Source organism: Mucilaginibacter sp. (assembly GCF_965200995.1).
Taxonomy (GTDB): Bacteria; Bacteroidota; Bacteroidia; order Sphingobacteriales; family Sphingobacteriaceae; genus Mucilaginibacter.
This window is the reverse complement of sequence record NZ_OZ241743.1, coordinates 112,656-130,503: the sequence shown is the minus strand read 5'-3', so window position 1 is coordinate 130,503 and position 17,848 is coordinate 112,656. Positions and strand designations below refer to the sequence as shown.

Sequence of the window (17,848 nt, the reverse complement as noted above, 5' to 3'; positions counted from 1 at the left end):
GGACAAAAAATTATTGATTGATGAAGAAAATTATACTTCCGGTACTATTATCTGTACTGGCGGCAGGAGCGGTGGCCCAAACCCGGCCCGACTCCACCACCCGCCGTACCGCTTTACCCGGCGGATTTGCGGGTAACCCCTCGGCGCAGCGCACCCAGCCGCGGCCTTACAAATCGGTAATTACCGAAAAGGCGGTAACCCGCAGGGGCCTGTTTAAAACCCATAAGGTAGATGACCACTATTATTTTGAAATTGGCGATAGTGTGCTCAACCGCGAGATTCTGGTGGTGAGCCGCATTTCCCGCGCCGGTGCGCAGGTGAGGGAGGCCGACGGTTATGCAGGCGACCAGATTGGCAGCAGCGTGATCCGCTTCGAAAAAGGGCCCAGCAACCGTATCTTCTTACGCAAGATATCTTACCGTACCTACAGCCCCGACAGTACAAAATCTATGTACCAGGCGGTGCAGCGCTCCAACATTCAGGCCATTGCTGCTGCATTTAACATTGCAGCTTATTCGCCCGATGAAAAAGGCAGCGTGATTGATATGACGGATTATATCAACGGCGATAACGATATCTTCTTTTTCAGCTCGCCGCAGGCCAAGCAGCGCATCCGTTTGGGTAACCTGTTGGCCGACCGCAGCTATATTGAAAATGTAAGGCCGTTCTCTAATAATGTAGAGATCAGCACGGTAAAAACGTATAGTCTGGCAGCCGCTTCGCCGTTCGGCCGGGGCGGTACACCAACCCCAGCCCCGGCGGCAGCCGGCGGTGCAGGCAACGGTTCTGAAACCGTGGAGCTGAACACCTCGCTGCTGATGCTGCCCCGCGTACCCATGCAGGCCCGTTACTTTGACCCGCGTGTAGGTTATTTTACCACAGGCTATACCGATTTTGATTTAAACCCGCAGGGCATTAGAGATGTACAACTGGTAGCCCGCTGGCGGCTGGAAGTAAAACCGGGAGATATGGCCAGATACAAGCGCGGCGAACTGGTAGAGCCTAAAAAGCAGATTGTATATTATATTGACCCGGCCACGCCTAAAAAATGGGTGCCTTACCTGATTGCCGGCGTGAACGACTGGCAGAAAGCCTTTGAAAAGGCAGGCTTTAAAAATGCCATCGTGGCTAAAATGGCGCCTACCACCAAGCAGGATACCACCTGGAGCCTGGATGATGCCAACCACTCGGTAATTGTTTACAAACCTTCGGAAACCGAAAACGCCAGCGGCCCGCATATTTCTGATCCGCGCAGCGGCGAGATACTGGAAACGCATATCAACTGGTACCACAACGTAATGAAACTGGTGCATGACTGGTACATGGTGCAAACTGCCGCCGTTGATCCGCGTGCCCGTAAAATGACGTTTGACGACAAGCTGATGGGCGACCTGATCCGCTTTGTATCCTCCCACGAAGTGGGCCATACCCTGGGCTTGCGTCATAATTTTGGTTCCAGCTCCACCGTACCTGTAGAAAAGCTGCGCGACAAAGCCTGGGTAGAAGCCAACGGCCATACGCCATCTATTATGGACTATGCCCGTTTCAACTATGTAGCACAGCCCGAAGATCATATCGATTCAAAGGGCTTATACCCGCGCATTGGCGATTATGATAAATGGGCCATCGACTGGGGATACCGCGTGTTTCCTGACGATAAAGGCGCAGAATGGGAAAAGCCGGTGTTGAACAAAATGACCGTTGAAGCGATGAAGAACCGCCGCCTGTGGTTTGGTACCGAAAGCAATCCTGATGACCCGCATTCGCAAAGTGAGGATTTGAGCGACAACGCCATGCTGGCCAGCGATTACGGTATCAAAAACCTGAAACGCATTTTAACTAATTTGCCGGATTGGACCAAAGAATCGAACGAGGGTTATAATAACCTGGAGAATATGTACGGCCAGATAGGCAGCCAGTTTAACCGTTACATGGGGCATGTAAGCAAAAATATCGGCGGCGTGTATGAGAACCCTAAAACGGTAGAGGAAAGCGGCGTGGTGTATGAATATACCCCTGCGGCTACGCAGCACGAGGCCATGATGTTTTTAGATAAGCAATTGTTTACCACTCCAACCTGGATGCTGAACGAGCAGATATTAAACGACATCGGCCAAAACCCGGTACAGGTGGTTTACCGCAGCCAGGATGCGGTGCTGAACCGTTTGGTTACCCCGCACATGCTGAACAAGCTGGTGATCGCCGAAGCCGCACAGGGGCAGAAGGCCTACAAGATCACTGATTTTTTTGCCGACATGCAGGGCAGTATCTTCCGTGAGCTGAAATCGAACCAGCCGGTGGATGTATACCGCCGTAACCTGCAGAAGCTGTATGTGGATAAACTGATGGATATCGTTAATCCGCCTGCGCAGGCCTCAGCTACGGTAGTAGCATTTGGTGGCCGCGGCGGCAACGCACAGCAACGCGAAATGGAACAAACGGATGCCGTATCAGTAGCTAAAGCGCAGCTACGTGCCATTAATGCCATGATCAGAACCTCGCTGCCGAACACTACCGACAGCATGACCAGCTATCATTTGCAGGATCTGTCAGACCGCATCACCAAAGCGCTCGATCCGAAGGCGTAAGCTTTTTTTAATTGTGATTTTTTGCTAAAGCCGCTTTGTCCCGACAAAGCGGCTTTAGCTTTATATATCGCGTCATTGCGAGGTACGAAGCAATCCTCGACTACACAGGTCAGCCATGCAAGCGGCTCTGAATGCTGATGATTGCTTCGTACCTCGCAATAACGTACTATTTGAGTTGGCATTTTCTTCAAAACAACTTCTGTTCCGGCATGGTCAGATGCGGCCGCTTCACATTCAGGCCCAGGTGCTTGTTGAGCTGCCGGATGAAATAATCGGCGGTTAAGGGCGTGGTGTGCTCATCGTGCTGATGCACAAAAAAATGGACGCTCTGCAAACCTTGCTGCTGCCACTGGCCGATGCGCTCCACCCAGGCATCCATACGCAAATAATCAGAAGGGTGCAGGTCATTCCCTACATAGCGGATAAAGGCGTGGGGCGTAGACAGGTGCAGGTGCACACAATCGCGCCGGCCGGGCGTATCGGTAATAACAGCGCCGATGTTCAAATTATGCATCAGCCCGAAGGCCGCATCGCGTGCGCGGTGGTCGGCAAACCAGGCTTCATCGCGCAGCTCGGTAAATACCGGTACGTCCACTGGCAAGTCTTCCAGGAAACTTCTTAAATCGGCATAGCTTTTCGGCGTAAAGGAATCGCTGAGCTGAAGGAATAAGGGGCCTAAGTGCGGCCCGAAAGCTAATATGCCTTCATAAAAGGCAGTAGTTAAGTCGCCCGAATTTTTTAATCGCCGCACGTGGCTGATACTCCTGGAGAACTTGGGGCAAAACTTAAATCCGGGATTGATAGCCGCCTTCTCACGCCAGGTACCGATAGCCGCTTCGTCGAAAATGCGGTAGTAGGTAGCATTGAGCTCAACGCTGTTGAACTGCCGGGCGTACTCGGTAAGGTAATTGGTATCCTTGGTTTTGGCCGGGTATAAAAACCCCTTCCATTCCTTATGCGCCCAGGTTGGGCAGCCCACATATACCTGTAACTGCTGCACCGGCTTAGCCGAAGCCAGCACGGCTGTGGTCATCTCCGGGTCGGGCGGCAGGGAGAAATCAATAGCAGCTAACTGTTCAGGCCTTACTTTACCAAATTCCATTCAAGAGGTAAGCTGCTAATAATGGGTAAAGTTTTTCTGCCTGATGCGCGGCCACTCGCTTTTGAGTATGCTGTAAAATACGGTATTGCGCAGGTAGCCGTCGTGCGTTTTCATGTGCTGGCGCAATATGCCTTCCTGATGCGCGCCGGTGCGCTGCACGGCCGCCCTTGAGCGCATATTGCGCTCATCCACCCTAAACTCCACACGGTTCAGTTGCAATACCTCAAAGGCGTAGGTCAGCAATTCATACTTCATGGCCTGGTTCAGGCCGGTGCCCTGCCAGCTCTGGCCAATCCAGGTGGCGCCAATCTGGCCGCGCTCGTCCTTCCGGTCAATATCAAACAAGCGGGTACAACCGGCTACCTGGTTGCTTTTGTGGTCGTAAATCGTCCATACGGCGCAATGGCCGGCTTCGCGGTCGGCTATGGCTTTGGTAATGTATTTATGCAGTTCGCCGGGCCGGCTCAGGTCGGCCAAACCGTAAGTCCACAATTCCTTTTCGTTGGCTACCTGCTGCAGCAGCACTTCGTCAACGGCCTGTAAAGGGCGAAGCGTAACTATACTGTTGGATAATACCGGCTGTAAATCGGGCTTCATTTAAATAATGCTTTCCAGTAGTTGAATATACAATTCAATACCTCCTTTGATTTCGCTGAGCAAAATATATTCATCCGCCATGTGCGAACGCGCCGAATCACCGGGGCCGATTTTCAGGGAAGGGATATCCAGCAGGGCCTGGTCCGAAGTGGTAGGCGAGCCATAGGTATGCCGCCCCAGTTTTAACCCGGCCTGCACCACCGGGTGGTTCTTGCTGATGCTGGAGGGCTTTAGCCGCACCGAGCGCGGCTTCACCTCGCAGCTTACATAACTGCGGATGATGTCCAGCACCTCCTCGTTACGGTAAGCATCCGTTACGCGTACATCCACCGTAAAGGTGCAGCTGGCGGGTACCACATTGTGCTGCGTACCGGCGTTGATAATGGTAACCGACATTTGTACCGGGCCAAACAGCTCCGACTCTTTCGGGAACTTAAAGCTGCGAAACCATTCCATATCGGCAAGCGCCTTGTATATCGCGTTTTCGCCCTCGTTACGGGCGGCGTGGCCGGCTTTGCCGTAGGCGGTGCAATCCAATACCATCAGGCCGCGCTCGGCAATGGCTAACTGCATTTGAGTGGGTTCGCCTACCAGGGCAAATTCCAGCGGCCCCAGGTCAGGAATAACCAGCTCCAGTCCGTTTACGCCCGATGTTTCTTCTTCGGCGGTTGCCGCTAAACAAAAATTGTATTTAAGGCCGGTTTGGTGGTAAAAGTGCAGAAAGGTACTGATGAGCGCTACCAGCGGCCCCCCGGCATCGTTACTGCCCAGCCCATACAGGGTGTCGCCTTCAACCGTAGCTTCAAAAGGATTACGGGTATAGCCCGAATTGGGTTTAACCGTATCGTGGTGCGAGTTAAGCAGGATGGTAGGTTTATGGGCATCATAACAGGCGTTATAAGCCCAGATGTTATTCAGCTTACGATAAGTTTTAACACCTTGCCGCTGTAAGAATTGCTCAATGGTATCAGCCGTAACGTTTTCTTCGCGGCTGAAAGAGGGTATGGCAATCAGCTGCTTCAGCAGGGCAACGGCTTGACTATATAAGTTATTGGTATCAATATCAATCATAGGGCGCCTTATCAACTAAGGGATAAGGCAAAAATACATCAAAATTAGGGATGTCGTCATTTGTAATGGGCGGTTATACGCAAAGCTTATTATATTTACGCTTTCACCGGCTTAATATCAACACATGAAAAAAATATCCGGCCTGGCCATAGCCAGCCTTTTGGCATTGCAGGCAGCTTCAGCCCAACCACCGGCAACTATTAAACGTGCGGGTTATACCTTAACTTTTAGTAACAATGATGCCAGCCTGCCGCAGCAGGAGCAGCAGCGCATCATCAACACCTTTTTTGATACTTACCCCAGGCTGGCCAAGGCTTTTAATAAGCATACCGCCAAAGTGGTAGATATAAAAATTGATACCGCGTACAAAGGCGTTGCCGAAACCGGCAATGCGCACATCCTGATCAGTTCGCGCTGGCTGCACCTGCACCCGGAGGACATCGATGTGGTTACCCACGAAGGTATGCACATTGTGCAGGATTACGGCGAAAGCACAGGGCCGGGCTGGCTTACCGAAGGCATAGCTGATTACGCCCGCCAGCAGTTCGGTATAAACAATAAAGCAGCCAACTGGAAACTGCCGGCCTACAAAGCCACGCAAAAGTATGAGAACAGCTACCGCATTACGGCGCGTTTTCTGCTGTGGATTGAGCAGCGGGTTAAAAAAGGTACCGTAAAGGCGTTAGACAGCCAGTTGCGCAATCATAAGTATACCGCCGATAGCTGGAAGCAAATTACCGGCAAAACGCTGGATGAACTGTGGGCGGCTTATCAGGCCAGTCCGCTGTTGTTTACCAATACGCCCGATGCCGACGCGGGGATTGCAGGTTAAGGCGGCGATCAATGAATGGGAATGGGCAGTTGAAATTTATACGCCACTCTTTAAACTCCTAAGTTTCGTCCCTCCCCGGGAGGGCAGGGAGGGGTATGTGCCATGTAAGTATAAGTCATATCCAATACAAGATTCAACATTGAATTTAAGTTATTGATGATTGAATAATTTTCAATTATCTTGTTCACATGCTTTTCACCGAAGACTTTTTGCACTATGTATGGCGATACCAGTTGTATGACCATGCGCACCTGCAAACCGTTGAAGGCGAAAGCATTGAAGTAATAGCCCCCGGTTTGCACAACACCAATGCAGGGCCCGATTTTCAGAACGCCCGTATTAAAGTGGGCGATACGGTGTGGGCCGGCAATGTGGAGATCCATATTGCTTCTTCCGATTGGAGCCGGCACCAGCACACTGCGGATGAAGCTTACCGGAACGTGATACTGCACGTGGTATACGAGGACGACCAGCCGGTAGAAATGCCGCCGGGCCGCCGGTTGCCAACCCTGGCGCTGAAGGGGCGCGTGTCGCCGGATTTGTATGGCCGGTACCATCAGTTGGTATATCAGCCCAAAACGTTTATTCCCTGCGAAGGCAGCATCGGGATAGTACCGGCGCTTACCCAACAAAGCCAGCTTACGCGTACACTAATTGAGCGGCTGGAAAGGCGCTCGGAGCTGGTACTGCGCTGGCTGCAGCAAAACAAAGGCAACTGGGAGGAAACCTTTTACCAGTTGCTGGCCTCTAATTTCGGGTTCAATATCAATGCGCTGCCTTTCGAACTGCTGGCCCGCTCGCTGCCCCAGGTAATTTTAGCCAAGCATAAAGATAACGCCCTGCAGATTGAGGCGCTGATTTTCGGGCAGGCCGGAATGCTGGAAGATGATTTTACGGATGATTATCCCCGGCAGCTAAAAAAGGAATACACTTACTTGCAGCACAAACACCGGCTGGCGCCACTGGAAAAGCACCTGTGGAAATATTTGCGGTTAAGGCCGCAAAACTTCCCCACTATCCGGCTGGCGCAGTTTGCGGCGCTTGTTTTGCAAAGCAATCATTTGTTTTCAAAAATACTGGAAACTGATGAGCCTGCCGTATTGAGAAAACTTTTTGCTAATTTGCAGATCAATGAATATTGGAGCAGCCATTACCGGTTTGACACCGCATCTGCGCCTGTTGCTAAAACCATGGGGGCTGCATCAATAGAAAATATCGTATTGAATACCGTTGCCCGAACGATGTTTACCTACGGAAAGCATCAGGGGCAGCAAAAGTACATTGACAGGAGCTTACAGTTGTTGGAAAGCCTGCAGCCTGAAAGTAATACCATTATAAGCGGCTACCGGGCATTAGGGGTACAGGCAAAGAATGCGTTTGATACACAGGCGTTGCTTGAACTGAAGAATAACTATTGTGACTTTAAAAAGTGCCTGCAATGCGGCATCGGAAATTATATTTTAAACAGATACTGATATGCTACAGCGAATTTTGACATTTTTTGAAAGGTATTCCTTTGGTGTTTGCACCTACCTGGGCGAAAAACTGAATATTTCCATTGGCAAAATCCGGTTATTCTTTATCTATTCTTCGTTTTTAGCGGTAGGCTTCCCGATTGTGTTCTATTTCTGTGCAGGTATTGTGCTGGATGTACGCAACTACATCAAGCGGATACATACCCGGGTATCTGATCTGTAGTTTAACTGGCGGTTTTGATGTCTGCCTGTTCTGCAATGGAAAGCTGATATTTTATCCGCTCGATCAGGTCATGCATCTCAAATGGCTTCTGAATAAAATCGGCTGCGAAGCTTTGCTTCATGGTGCTTACCGTTTCGTAATTACCGCCTGAAATTAAAATAACCGGAATTTTACTGGTACTGTCAATAGCGCGCAAGGCGCGGCAGATGGTTCTGCCATCCATGCCCGACAGCATAATGTCCATCAGGATCAGGTCGGGATTATAATTAACAATGTTTTCAAAAACCTTATCGCCGCGCTGTACAGTGCACACCTCAAAGCCATAAATATCGAGCATGTCGCTCAGGGCTTCTACTATACCTGCATCATCATCAACAACCAGAATTCGCTTTTTCATTTAACAGAATGAATAGTTATATCACTTTCAGTTCAATATGTATGCCACATTGATGTAATTCGCAGCTACTTGATTACCAGGTACCAAAAAAGTATTTTAAAGCAACTAATTTAATTATCGCGGGTAGCTATATCATCCTTACCATTTACGTAAAAATTTTACCTGCACAAGCGTCTGAAAAAAGGGTCGGTATTGAGGGCTGATTACAAGCCGCAGGTGTTTGCAATTTTTTTATGACTCCATCAGCCCCGATACAATATTAATGCTCAGCGCAACAATGGCGGTATTAAACACAAAGGAAAGCAGGCTATGGGCCAGGGCCAGCCGCCGCATGTTGCGCGTATTAATGCTCACATCAGATACCTGGAACGTCATGCCGATAATGAACGAAAAATAAACAAAGTCCAGGTAATCCGGTTCATCATCTCCCGGAAAATCTAACCCGCCGCCGGGCTTGGGCTTTCCGCTGTCGGTTTCCTTATCGTAATAATCATGTGCGTAGCGCATGGTAAACACCGTATGTACCAGCCACCACGATACCACTACCGAGCCTAAGGATAGCAGAACCGGTGCAAGGCGATGTGCGCCGTGCAGCTGTTTAGGTAAACTTAATAATGCTACAATAGCGCCCAGGCTTACCAGCGCCGCCCCGATAACGAACACAAAGATTAATGACCGGCTGGAATCCTGTATTTTGGCAATGCTGATGATCTCGCTGGGGTGTGCGGTAAAAATCACGATCCATTGGGACACGATCAGGCTCATGGCAAAGAAAATCCAAATGGTTAAAATTAACTCGGCTGCAGAGGTATGGGTACGGAATGCGAAAAAGGCGCCTACGCTAACCAGCAGCGCAATAATTAACCGGTGATGTGCATCTAACTGATAAACGCTGGCATTTTGCTTTGGAGTAGAATCAGGCATTAAATTTGAGTTTATTGTTATGTTTGCTAACAAAACCGGCTCAAATTAAGTAAAAGCCGGCCGGTTTAATGAAGTTTGCGTATTGAAAATTAATTTTACATGAGGGCTCTTGCAGCTTTACTATTACACATCCTGTCTGTACATTATTTGCTTATACTCTTTATCTTGGGGTTTCCGGCACTTGTTACCGGCATAAAGTTAAGGAAGAAACGGGTGTTCGGTAAATATACCATCTCCTGGCTGTGTTACTTGATCTTTGGAATTTGCCTGGCGGGAGGTTTCGTGTTTCCATCCATAAACATTCAATATCTGAAGCATTACGGCCAGGTGGGCGAAGCGGTGGTGATTACCTCATCGCAGCAACCTGCCTGGTTTCAACGTACGCCCGAGGTAAGACTGGTAGTTAAAATTGTATCTGATGACGGCGTACCGTTTATAGAAACCTTAACTACCAACCCGCCGGTAGAGATAATTGACCGCCTGAGTGTGGGCAACAAGGTAGAAGTGCTGTACTCGCCGGATTATACCCACAACATTGCCGTGCTTGCCTGGTAATTGAACAGCGTTAAAAGTCTTCTTCAATAATGTAAGCCACCCTGCCTACCTGCCCGTCTTCAAGGCGAACCTTTATGCCCCGCGAATGGTAAGGGGCGCTGGTTAATAAATTTTTCACAATGCCCCGGGTAAGTGTTCCGCTGCGCTGATCTTTTTTCAGGATGATGTCTACCTCCAAACCGGGGTAAATATCTTTTCGGTTTTGTCCGTTCATGGTAAATTGGGGGTTAAGCAATTAGCTGCTCAATGGCGCGGTCAGCCTCGGCAAAGTTAAACTGAGCAACGGTGCGCTGCATCTGGTCATTAATCTCTGCATTATTTAAATTGCCGATGCTGCCTTCGTGCGTGTGGGTAACCGTTTTTTCAGGATTGAAGCTGCCCTGTTCAATAGCCATGCCCACCTGTTTGTAAGCATCCCTGAAAGGTACACCAGTCAGTACCTGCCGGTTCACTTCCTCCACGCTGAACAGGTAGTTATACTTCGGGTCGTCAAGGATATTGGTATTTACCGACAGGTGCTCCAGCATAAAGGCAGCCATCTGCAGGCAGTCGTTTAAATCGGTAAAGGCCGGGAAGATCAGCTCTTTTAATAACTGCATCTCGCGGTGATAGCCAGAGGGAAGGTTGGTGGTCATCAGCGCCACATCATTGGGCAGCGCCTGCAGGCGGTTGCATTTGCCGCGCATAATCTCCCAAACGTCGGGGTTCTTTTTATGCGGCATAATGCTGCTGCCGGTGGTCAGGTTTTCAGGGTAGCTGATAAAGGCGAAATTCTGGCTCAGGTACAGGCAATTATCCATAGCCAGCCGGGCCAGCGTGGCGGCTACTGCCGACAGCGCCTGCGCAATGATCCGCTCGGTTTTACCCCGCCCCATCTGTGCATACACCACATTGTAGTTGAGCGCCCCGAAGCCCAGTAACCTGGTAGTAAGCGTACGGTTCAAGGGAAACGACGAACCGTAACCGGCAGCAGAGCCTAAAGGATTTTTGTTGGTAATCTTATAAGCGGCCAGCAGCAATTCCATATCATCGGTCAGGCTTTCGGCATAAGCGCCCAGCCACAAACCAAAAGAGGAGGGCATGGCAATTTGCAGGTGGGTATAGCCGGGCAGCAGTATATCCTTAAACTTATTGCTTAAGGTAATTAATTGATTGAATAATGTAACACACTGTGATACAACAATTTTAAGTTCGCTTCTAAAGTAAAGTTTCAGGTCAACCAATACCTGGTCATTACGCGAACGGCCGCTGTGTATCTTTTTACCAGCCTCGCCAATGCGCCGGGTAAGCAGCAGTTCCACCTGCGAATGTACATCTTCTACATCGGCTTCAATTTCAAACCGGCCTTCGGCAATTTCATGGTAAATGGTCTTCAGTTCACGCTGCACCAGCTGCAGATCTTCATCATTCAGCAAACCGGCCTGATTAAGCATACGGGTATGCGCAAGTGAGCCCAGCACATCAAACGCAGCCATCTGGCGGTCAAACTCGCGGTCTTTACCTACCGTAAAATGCTCTACCCATTTATCCACCCGGGTGGTTTTTTGCCACAATTTACTCATGTTGCAAAGATAGATTTTTCTGTGAGATGCGCAGGCGGCTAAGGCTGGTGTAACAGGTGTTATCAGTAAAATGATCTGCGGATATAAAACTTGGGCAAGTAGTAAGATTACTCCATTCAACCTTAAAATTACGCAGGCTTGTTGAACTCACTAAACTTAGTGTGCCATACCTTGTTTGATTGCTATAACTTATATAAACATGGAACAATTTAAATTAGGCTGGATAGGGTTGGGTAATATGGGTACGCCCATGGTGAAAAACCTGCTGAAGGCAGGCTACGAAGTATTAGTATATAACCGTACGCGGGAGAAGGAAGCAGATGCCATAGCTGCCGGAGCGACATCAGCGCAGGACATGGCCGCACTTACCGGGCAGAGCGATGTGATATTTGTTATGGTAGCCGATGATGCCGCCGCTAAGGAAATATTTACAGGAGATAAGGGACTGTTAAATGCTGACAGTGAGGCAAAAATATTTATAAACGTAAGCACGGTTTCCAGTGAAACGTCTAAATATCTGGCAGAGCAGTGCCAGGCCAAGGGGGCCTTCTTTTTAGAAGCGCCGGTATCGGGCAGTGTAAAGCCTGCCGAAGAGGGTACGCTTATTGTTCTGGCTGGTGGCGATGCCGATGTACTGGAAAAGGTGAAGCCGGTGCTGGCGGCCATAGCAAAACTTACTTTACACATTGGGCCTGTAGGTACAGGCAGCGCCGCTAAACTGGCTGTTAATTACCTGTTGGCCCTCAATTTACAGGGCCTTGCAGAAACGGTGCTGTTTGCCGGCCAGGGAGGCGTAAGTACCGAAACCATGCTGACCATAATTAATGAAAGCGCTGCGGGTAATGGCATCACTAAGTTGAAAGGGCCTGCCATATTAAAAAACGAATACCCGGCTGCATTTGCCTTAAAGCACATGACCAAAGATTTACGGTTAGCCACAGCGCAGGGATTGAATACACCGCTAAGTAGTCCGGTTTATCAAACCTTTAAAGATGCAGAAGCGAATAACCTGGGAAATGAGGATGTAATGGCTATCATCAAGCAATTGAAAGGTTAAATTGCCAGCTCAAGCTAATTCCTGATAAGCTGTATATATTTAAGTTATATAATTTATATAACGTACTGAATTTTAGTATTATAAAAGTAATTTACAGATATTTCTGTAAGCTACTTTCTAAGGATTTTATGTGCAAGTTTAGCTTTTCCGTCAATTTTTTGGGTTAGTTGCAGTTGTAGTATTCGGGCCACTACGGGAAATACATCTACGTTATTGAACGCCTTTACCCGTACTCCTGATTTAAAGGCTGGCCCCCATGCGTAAAAGGTAGCCAGCATTTGATTTACCTGCTTTGGGTCGAAGCCATGCGTGGCAATAGTGGTTTTATGGTTAGCTGTATTATACCCGAATACATTTGGGTACCTGGCCAGCAGCAGTATATCGCCAATGCGATTGTAATAATCATCTTTTACGCCGTAGTGCAACCGCCCAGGCATCTGGTTTTTCAGGTATACCCGGTACCTGGATTCATCTTGTTTTAATTGTTGATAGGTAGGCTGAATTGAGCTTTTCTCCTTTGCGTACAACTCCAGCATTACGCCATCGCGTGCAAGGGTGAATTGGGCGGTATCTATGGCGGCAGGGGTTGGCATCGGGTTCTCGTTATCCACCTTGGCCATGCCATGATCGGAGACGAATACGAAGCTTACCTTTAACCCGGTTTGTTGTACAGCCTTGTTCAGCTCATTAACGGCAGAGTCTACAAACAGTACTTCTCTGTGGGTTTCGGGCGCATCAGGCCCGTAATGGTGGCCTGCATGGTCAACCTCCGGAAAATAGAAGGTGATCAGGTGAGGGCGGCGGTCTGCCGGCAAACTCAGCCAGTTGACTACGGTTTGTATGCGGTTATGGATATTGATCTTTTCGTTGTAGGGGTAGCGGTAGGTAGGGTAGGTGCCCTGTATGGGCGCTTCAGACCCTACCCAGTAAAAGCTGGCGGTAAGCATTTGCTGCTGCTCGGCCAGTACCCAAAGCGGCAACCCTTTATACCATTGCTGCTCGCCAATCATCTTCCCGTTATAGGCGTAGCGTTTATTGAGGTTGCGGTCTAAAAAGTTATTGTTCACCAGCCCATGATGCGAGGGGTACAAGCCCGTAACCAAAGTATAATGATTAGGAAAGGTTACCGATGGAAAGGAAGGAATCATGGCCTCGGCCTCAACACCGCTTTTGGCTAACTGCAACAGGTTGGCCGCATTGTACTGCCGGGCATAATCGTACCGGAAGCCATCCGCCGATATCATGATCACATAGGGCTTTTGCTGCTGTTGCAAACTGTTACGCCGGCCCTGCACCACAATTTGGGCGGTATCCTGGGCAAACGAAAAGGCGCTTACCATAAGTAAGCTGATAAGGGGATAAAGGTATTTCATTATTGTGTTCAGTGCTTCAAAACTAACTAATCAAAGTAAAATACAGGTTCCTGTTTCATAAATTAAAGTTAAAGGTGTAACAAGTTTTATTCAAAACTATAACTTTATTTGGATAACACAAGTAACTAAAATACAACGAGTTAAGTTTAAGGTATTAGTTTTAGTTATAACCCTGCTTTCAACTAAAAACGCGTATAAATAAAAAAAGATGCCTCAAAAGCATCTTCACCTTAATATCAAATCAGCACACGCCCAAGCTTTACTCACCGTCGTCGTATTCGGCTACTACCTGTACGTGTTTATCCTCATGCACTTTAGCAAACTGTTTTGGGTTACGGGAAAACTCCGGGTCAGTGTCTAAGGCAATATCCGTAATATTGATAATTTCGGGATTGAGGTCGGTACCTGAATTGTAAGCGTAGCTTTCGTTGGTTTGTAAATAGGCTTTTACGTCCTGATATTGCTTTCCGGTAAGCATTAATGTTTTTTCGGCTTTCATTGATGGGGATAAATATTAAATCACAACAGCCAACCTAAGCAAATGGTTTACTAAGGCCGGTTACCGTTGCGGCATCAGCAAGGCAAAAGAATTAATTCAGAATTTCGGCAATTTCATTATAGCCATTTTCACGGGCCAGGTCAGACGGGAATTTACCGTCTTCCATCGGCAGGTCTAAAGCGCCGTTTTCAAGCAGCAGGATAAGCATTTCAGGATCACCATGTTTAGCGGCGTAGTGCAAAGCGCTCACACCCGAATTTTGCTGTATGTTAATAGCTACATTATGTTCAATAAGCATACGTACAATGTCTGTATTATTGCTCGCTACGGCCAGGTGTAAAGGGCAAATGTTCAGTGCATTATCCAGCGCCTGGTTTACATCGGCGCCTTTCAGGATCAGGTAACGGGCAACCTCGTAATGGCCGAAATAACAGGCTAAGGCAAGGGGGGTAAAACCATCCTGGTTGTAGGAGTTTACAGTTTCGGGACTGGTAAATACCGAATAGGCCACGCTGTCAAACTTTCCGGCGGCGGCGGCTTCAAAAATATCAATCTTATCCAGGTACTTCAACAGTACCGAGGTTGCAGCAGGCTTTTTGTACACACAGGAAAGCATAAGCGGCGAAACTTCCTCATCGCTGCAGCTTTTGGCAAGTGAAGGATCAGTAGCCAGTAACATGTTCAGGCTGTTAATATCTTCGTTGGTGATGTAGTATTCAAGCTGACCCATAAGTTATATTTAGTGAAGATGATAAAGTAAAAATCGTGCCAAAGGGAACGTGCGGAAAGGTTATATTTGTGGTATAAGTGTAGACAGGATGCCGCCAAAAGGAAACCAATTCAGAAGCAATTCATTTAAGGATGAGAACCGCCCCCGCCCGGCTGTAACCGGCCGCAGCGAAAGGGAAAAGGTAATAAAGCAAAAGCTGGAACGCCTGCCTTCATTTGATTTGCGCGACGGGCGGCTGATCAAGGTGCTGGGCCTGATCTGCCTGGTGCTGTCGGTCTTCTTCCTGATTGCCTTTACCTCTTACCTCTTTACCTGGCAGGACGATCAGAGCTATGTAAGCACCGCCAACGGCGGCTGGCATAACCTGTTTAAAACCCAGCAGGAATTGATGGATGCCGGCCTGAAAGCTCCGGTAGTGAATAACTGGCTGGGCAAGTTTGGCGCCCTGCTGTCCAATCAGTTTATCTACCAGTGGTTTGGTATATCCTCGTACCTGTTTGTAGCCGTGTTCTTTGTAATTGGTTACCGGCTGCTGTTCAAGGTAAAGTTATTCTCCATACGGCAAACCCTCGCTTACGCTTTCTTTCTGCTGGTATTCATTTCTGTTACCATCGGCTTCTTTCACGGGCTGATTGCTGATTATCCGCATTTTGCCGAGGGGCAGTTCGGCTTTTGGACCAACCGGCTGCTGGGTGCGCAGATAGGCAATGCAGGTACGGCCTGTTTATTGATTTTTGTTGCCTTAAGCGCCCTGGTAATTGCTTACAATATTGATTTTAAGCTGCCTGAGCGCAAGTTGCGCAAGCCTATGGTAGCGCCATTGCCGGTGAATGAGGTAACGCCCGGCGCCGTACACCTGGAGGATGAAGATGATGATGAGCCGGTAGAATGGCCCAAAGGCGGCAACAACCGCCTGCGCGATAATGCACCTTTAAATACAGCGCCCGCCACCACCTTAAATGAGCGGCTGGCGCAGCAGCCTATTGCCAAACCATCGCCATTGGTAGAAGCCATGCTGAATGCACCCCTGCAGCCGCAGGCGGTAATCAGCAGTCCGGTGCTGGCCAATACCCTCATTCACGAGCCGGTGCTGCTTTCGCCCGAGCCGATTGAGCTAAGCCCTAAGCTTACGGTGGAGGCGCCTGCGCCAAAACCCGAAGCAGAGGAATTGAAGTTAACCGTAGAAGACAGCCGGCCTTTGCCCGAGCTGCCGATTGAAAAAAGCGATACCGATGTTACCGCCGCCAGCCTGGTGGCCGAGTTTGGCATGTATGACCCCAAGCTCGACCTGGCTACGTATAAATACCCGACACTGGATCTGCTGGAAAACTACGGCTCCAACAAAATATCGGTAAACGCCGAAGAACTGGAGGCCAACAAGAACAAGATTGTTGAAACGCTGAACCATTATAATATTGAGATTGATAAGATAAAGGCCACCATCGGGCCAACCGTAACGCTGTACGAGATTATACCTGCACCGGGCGTGCGCATCTCCAAGATTAAAAACCTGGAGGATGATATTGCGCTGAGTTTGGCCGCCCTGGGCATACGCATTATTGCGCCGATGCCGGGCAAAGGCACTATCGGCATTGAGGTGCCCAACCAGCACCCCGAAATGGTATCCATGCGCTCGGTGCTGGCTACCGAAAAGTTTCAGAACACCACCATGGATTTGCCTATCGCTTTAGGTAAAACCATCTCTAACGAAGTATTTATTGCCGATCTGGCTAAAATGCCGCACTTGCTGGTGGCCGGGGCTACCGGGCAGGGTAAATCGGTAGGTATCAACGCTATATTGGTTTCGCTGCTATACAAGCGCCATCCGTCGGAACTGAAGTTTGTAATGGTTGACCCCAAGAAGGTGGAGCTGACCCTGTTCCGTAAAATAGAGCGCCACTTTTTAGCCAAATTGCCTGATGAAGCCGATGCGGTGATTACCGATACCAAAAAGGTGATCAATACGCTTAACTCCTTGTGCATTGAGATGGACCAGCGGTATGATTTGCTGAAGGAGGCACAGGTACGTAATTTAAAGGAATACAATGTTAAGTTTGTAAGCCGCAAACTGAACCCCGAAAACGGCCACCGCTTTTTGCCCTTTATTGTGCTGATTGTGGATGAGTTTGCCGATTTGATGATGACCGCCGGCAAGGAAGTGGAAATGCCGATTGCCCGTTTGGCGCAGCTGGCCCGTGCGGTGGGTATACACCTGGTAATTGCCACCCAGCGGCCGTCGGTAAATATCATTACCGGTACCATTAAAGCTAACTTCCCGGCCCGCCTGGCGTTCCGGGTACTGTCAAAGATTGATTCGCGCACCATTTTAGATGCGGGCGGGGCCGACCAGCTGATCGGGCGGGGGGATATGCTCCTTTCTACCGGCAGCGATCTGATACGCCTGCAGTGCGCCTTTGTGGATACGCCGGAGGTGGAGAAAATATCCGACTTTATTGGCAATCAGCGCGGCTACCCTACCGCCTTACTGTTGCCGGAATACGTGGGCGAAGGCGAGGCCAATGCCCCCAAAGACTTTAACCCCGACGACCGCGACCCGATGTTTGATGATGCCGCCCGGTTAATTGTGCTGCATCAGCAGGGTTCTACCTCACTGATTCAGCGCAAGCTGAAATTAGGGTATAACCGTGCCGGCCGTATCATTGACCAGCTGGAGGCTGCCGGTATAGTCGGGCCGTTTGAGGGCAGTAAGGCCCGCGAAGTACTGTTCCCTGATGAATACAGCCTGGAGCGCCATTTAGAGGATATAGATAAAGGCAAGAGTTAAACCAACCGGCAATTATCTTATCTGACTATTATCCGCCCTTTAGGTAGCTGATAAACATTAAAGGCGGGTAAACAGTTA

At 49.1% G+C, this 17,848-nt stretch carries 17 protein-coding genes; 7 read left to right on the top strand and 10 right to left on the bottom strand.

Features of this window, described 5'->3' with window-relative positions:
• Nucleotides 1–20 precede the first annotated feature (20 nt).
• The gene (locus ACY652_RS00655) at nucleotides 21–2,588 is read left to right on the top strand and encodes a zinc-dependent metalloprotease (RefSeq protein ID WP_462265993.1); all 2,568 of its coding nucleotides are present in this window, start codon (nucleotides 21–23) and stop codon (nucleotides 2,586–2,588) included.
• A 187-nt stretch (nucleotides 2,589–2,775) separates the two neighbouring features.
• Here ACY652_RS00655 and ACY652_RS00650 read toward each other — a convergent pair whose 3' ends face one another.
• The 3 genes from ACY652_RS00650 to ACY652_RS00640 are packed head-to-tail and all read right to left on the bottom strand — an operon-like array spanning nucleotide 2,776 to nucleotide 5,358.
• On the bottom strand, nucleotides 2,776–3,690 hold the full coding sequence (locus ACY652_RS00650) for a DUF72 domain-containing protein (protein ID WP_462265992.1): 915 nt from the start codon (nucleotides 3,688–3,690) through the stop codon (nucleotides 2,776–2,778).
• A 15-nt stretch (nucleotides 3,691–3,705) separates the two neighbouring features.
• Nucleotides 3,706–4,287 carry a GNAT family N-acetyltransferase gene (locus tag ACY652_RS00645; RefSeq protein ID WP_462265991.1) on the bottom strand — a complete coding sequence of 194 codons (582 nt, stop codon included), beginning with the start codon at nucleotides 4,285–4,287 and terminating at the stop codon, nucleotides 3,706–3,708.
• Nucleotides 4,288–5,358, bottom strand: coding sequence for a M20 family metallo-hydrolase (locus tag ACY652_RS00640; RefSeq protein ID WP_462265990.1), 1,071 nt, complete (start codon nucleotides 5,356–5,358; stop codon nucleotides 4,288–4,290).
• A gap of 124 nt (nucleotides 5,359–5,482) precedes the next feature.
• On the opposite strand from ACY652_RS00640, the gene ACY652_RS00635 reads away from it, so the two are divergent.
• The 3 genes from ACY652_RS00635 to ACY652_RS00625 all read left to right on the top strand — a co-directional run bounded on the left by ACY652_RS00635 (nucleotide 5,483) and on the right by ACY652_RS00625 (nucleotide 7,888).
• Nucleotides 5,483–6,190: a basic secretory protein-like protein gene (locus tag ACY652_RS00635; RefSeq protein WP_462265989.1), complete on the top strand. Its 708-nt coding sequence runs from the start codon at nucleotides 5,483–5,485 to the stop codon at nucleotides 6,188–6,190.
• Between the two features lie 188 nt (nucleotides 6,191–6,378).
• Complete coding sequence (locus ACY652_RS00630; RefSeq protein WP_462265988.1) at nucleotides 6,379–7,665, top strand: DUF2851 family protein; 1,287 nt, start codon at nucleotides 6,379–6,381, stop codon at nucleotides 7,663–7,665.
• A gap of 1 nt (nucleotide 7,666) precedes the next feature.
• The gene (locus ACY652_RS00625) at nucleotides 7,667–7,888 is read left to right on the top strand and encodes a PspC domain-containing protein (protein ID WP_462265987.1); all 222 of its coding nucleotides are present in this window, start codon (nucleotides 7,667–7,669) and stop codon (nucleotides 7,886–7,888) included.
• 1 nt (nucleotide 7,889) lies between these two features.
• Here the strand turns inward: ACY652_RS00625 and ACY652_RS00620 are convergent, their stop codons facing one another.
• Nucleotides 7,890–8,285: a response regulator gene (locus ACY652_RS00620; protein ID WP_462265986.1), complete on the bottom strand. Its 396-nt coding sequence runs from the start codon at nucleotides 8,283–8,285 to the stop codon at nucleotides 7,890–7,892.
• A 231-nt stretch (nucleotides 8,286–8,516) separates the two neighbouring features.
• The gene (locus ACY652_RS00615) at nucleotides 8,517–9,209 is read right to left on the bottom strand and encodes a DUF1345 domain-containing protein (protein WP_462265985.1); all 693 of its coding nucleotides are present in this window, start codon (nucleotides 9,207–9,209) and stop codon (nucleotides 8,517–8,519) included.
• A 99-nt stretch (nucleotides 9,210–9,308) separates the two neighbouring features.
• Between ACY652_RS00615 and ACY652_RS00610 the strand changes: the two genes are divergently transcribed.
• A complete protein-coding gene (locus ACY652_RS00610) occupies nucleotides 9,309–9,764 on the top strand; it encodes a hypothetical protein (protein ID WP_462265984.1) in 456 nt (151 codons plus the stop codon).
• Between the two features lie 10 nt (nucleotides 9,765–9,774).
• Here ACY652_RS00610 and ACY652_RS00605 read toward each other — a convergent pair whose 3' ends face one another.
• Nucleotides 9,775–9,978, bottom strand: a complete 204-nt coding sequence (locus ACY652_RS00605) for a YwbE family protein (protein ID WP_462265983.1) — start codon at nucleotides 9,976–9,978, stop codon at nucleotides 9,775–9,777.
• Nucleotides 9,979–9,991: 13 nt separating this feature from the next.
• The gene (argH, locus tag ACY652_RS00600) at nucleotides 9,992–11,326 is read right to left on the bottom strand and encodes an argininosuccinate lyase (protein ID WP_462265982.1); all 1,335 of its coding nucleotides are present in this window, start codon (nucleotides 11,324–11,326) and stop codon (nucleotides 9,992–9,994) included.
• Between the two features lie 199 nt (nucleotides 11,327–11,525).
• Between argH and ACY652_RS00595 the strand changes: the two genes are divergently transcribed.
• Nucleotides 11,526–12,383 carry an NAD(P)-dependent oxidoreductase gene (locus ACY652_RS00595; RefSeq protein WP_462265981.1) on the top strand — a complete coding sequence of 286 codons (858 nt, stop codon included), beginning with the start codon at nucleotides 11,526–11,528 and terminating at the stop codon, nucleotides 12,381–12,383.
• Between the two features lie 110 nt (nucleotides 12,384–12,493).
• Here ACY652_RS00595 and ACY652_RS00590 read toward each other — a convergent pair whose 3' ends face one another.
• The 3 genes from ACY652_RS00590 to ACY652_RS00580 form a co-directional block, all read right to left on the bottom strand.
• A complete protein-coding gene (locus ACY652_RS00590) occupies nucleotides 12,494–13,756 on the bottom strand; it encodes an alkaline phosphatase family protein (protein ID WP_462265980.1) in 1,263 nt (420 codons plus the stop codon).
• A gap of 259 nt (nucleotides 13,757–14,015) precedes the next feature.
• On the bottom strand, nucleotides 14,016–14,255 hold the full coding sequence (locus ACY652_RS00585) for a hypothetical protein (protein ID WP_462265979.1): 240 nt from the start codon (nucleotides 14,253–14,255) through the stop codon (nucleotides 14,016–14,018).
• 91 nt (nucleotides 14,256–14,346) lie between these two features.
• Nucleotides 14,347–14,985 (bottom strand): ankyrin repeat domain-containing protein, encoded by a 639-nt coding sequence (locus ACY652_RS00580; protein WP_462265978.1) that lies wholly within the window; start codon nucleotides 14,983–14,985, stop codon nucleotides 14,347–14,349.
• Between the two features lie 88 nt (nucleotides 14,986–15,073).
• Here ACY652_RS00580 and ACY652_RS00575 point away from each other — a divergent pair, with 88 nt between their 5' ends.
• Nucleotides 15,074–17,770 carry an FtsK/SpoIIIE family DNA translocase gene (locus ACY652_RS00575; RefSeq protein ID WP_462265977.1) on the top strand — a complete coding sequence of 899 codons (2,697 nt, stop codon included), beginning with the start codon at nucleotides 15,074–15,076 and terminating at the stop codon, nucleotides 17,768–17,770.
• Nucleotides 17,771–17,848 lie beyond the last annotated feature (78 nt).

Coding starts and splice junctions, on each gene's coding strand:
- argH (WP_462265982.1), bottom strand. CDS start 11,326: ATGAGTAAATTGTGGCAAAAAACCACCCGGGTGGATAAATGGGTAGAG.
- ACY652_RS00625 (WP_462265987.1), top strand. CDS start 7,667: ATGCTACAGCGAATTTTGACATTTTTTGAAAGGTATTCCTTTGGTGTT.
- ACY652_RS00590 (WP_462265980.1), bottom strand. CDS start 13,756: ATGAAATACCTTTATCCCCTTATCAGCTTACTTATGGTAAGCGCCTTT.
- ACY652_RS00585 (WP_462265979.1), bottom strand. CDS start 14,255: ATGAAAGCCGAAAAAACATTAATGCTTACCGGAAAGCAATATCAGGAC.
- ACY652_RS00575 (WP_462265977.1), top strand. CDS start 15,074: ATGCCGCCAAAAGGAAACCAATTCAGAAGCAATTCATTTAAGGATGAG.
- ACY652_RS00595 (WP_462265981.1), top strand. CDS start 11,526: ATGGAACAATTTAAATTAGGCTGGATAGGGTTGGGTAATATGGGTACG.
- ACY652_RS00635 (WP_462265989.1), top strand. CDS start 5,483: ATGAAAAAAATATCCGGCCTGGCCATAGCCAGCCTTTTGGCATTGCAG.
- ACY652_RS00655 (WP_462265993.1), top strand. CDS start 21: ATGAAGAAAATTATACTTCCGGTACTATTATCTGTACTGGCGGCAGGA.
- ACY652_RS00605 (WP_462265983.1), bottom strand. CDS start 9,978: ATGAACGGACAAAACCGAAAAGATATTTACCCCGGTTTGGAGGTAGAC.
- ACY652_RS00620 (WP_462265986.1), bottom strand. CDS start 8,285: ATGAAAAAGCGAATTCTGGTTGTTGATGATGATGCAGGTATAGTAGAA.
- ACY652_RS00630 (WP_462265988.1), top strand. CDS start 6,379: ATGCTTTTCACCGAAGACTTTTTGCACTATGTATGGCGATACCAGTTG.
- ACY652_RS00615 (WP_462265985.1), bottom strand. CDS start 9,209: ATGCCTGATTCTACTCCAAAGCAAAATGCCAGCGTTTATCAGTTAGAT.
- ACY652_RS00640 (WP_462265990.1), bottom strand. CDS start 5,358: ATGATTGATATTGATACCAATAACTTATATAGTCAAGCCGTTGCCCTG.
- ACY652_RS00580 (WP_462265978.1), bottom strand. CDS start 14,985: ATGGGTCAGCTTGAATACTACATCACCAACGAAGATATTAACAGCCTG.
- ACY652_RS00650 (WP_462265992.1), bottom strand. CDS start 3,690: ATGGAATTTGGTAAAGTAAGGCCTGAACAGTTAGCTGCTATTGATTTC.
- ACY652_RS00610 (WP_462265984.1), top strand. CDS start 9,309: ATGAGGGCTCTTGCAGCTTTACTATTACACATCCTGTCTGTACATTAT.
- ACY652_RS00645 (WP_462265991.1), bottom strand. CDS start 4,287: ATGAAGCCCGATTTACAGCCGGTATTATCCAACAGTATAGTTACGCTT.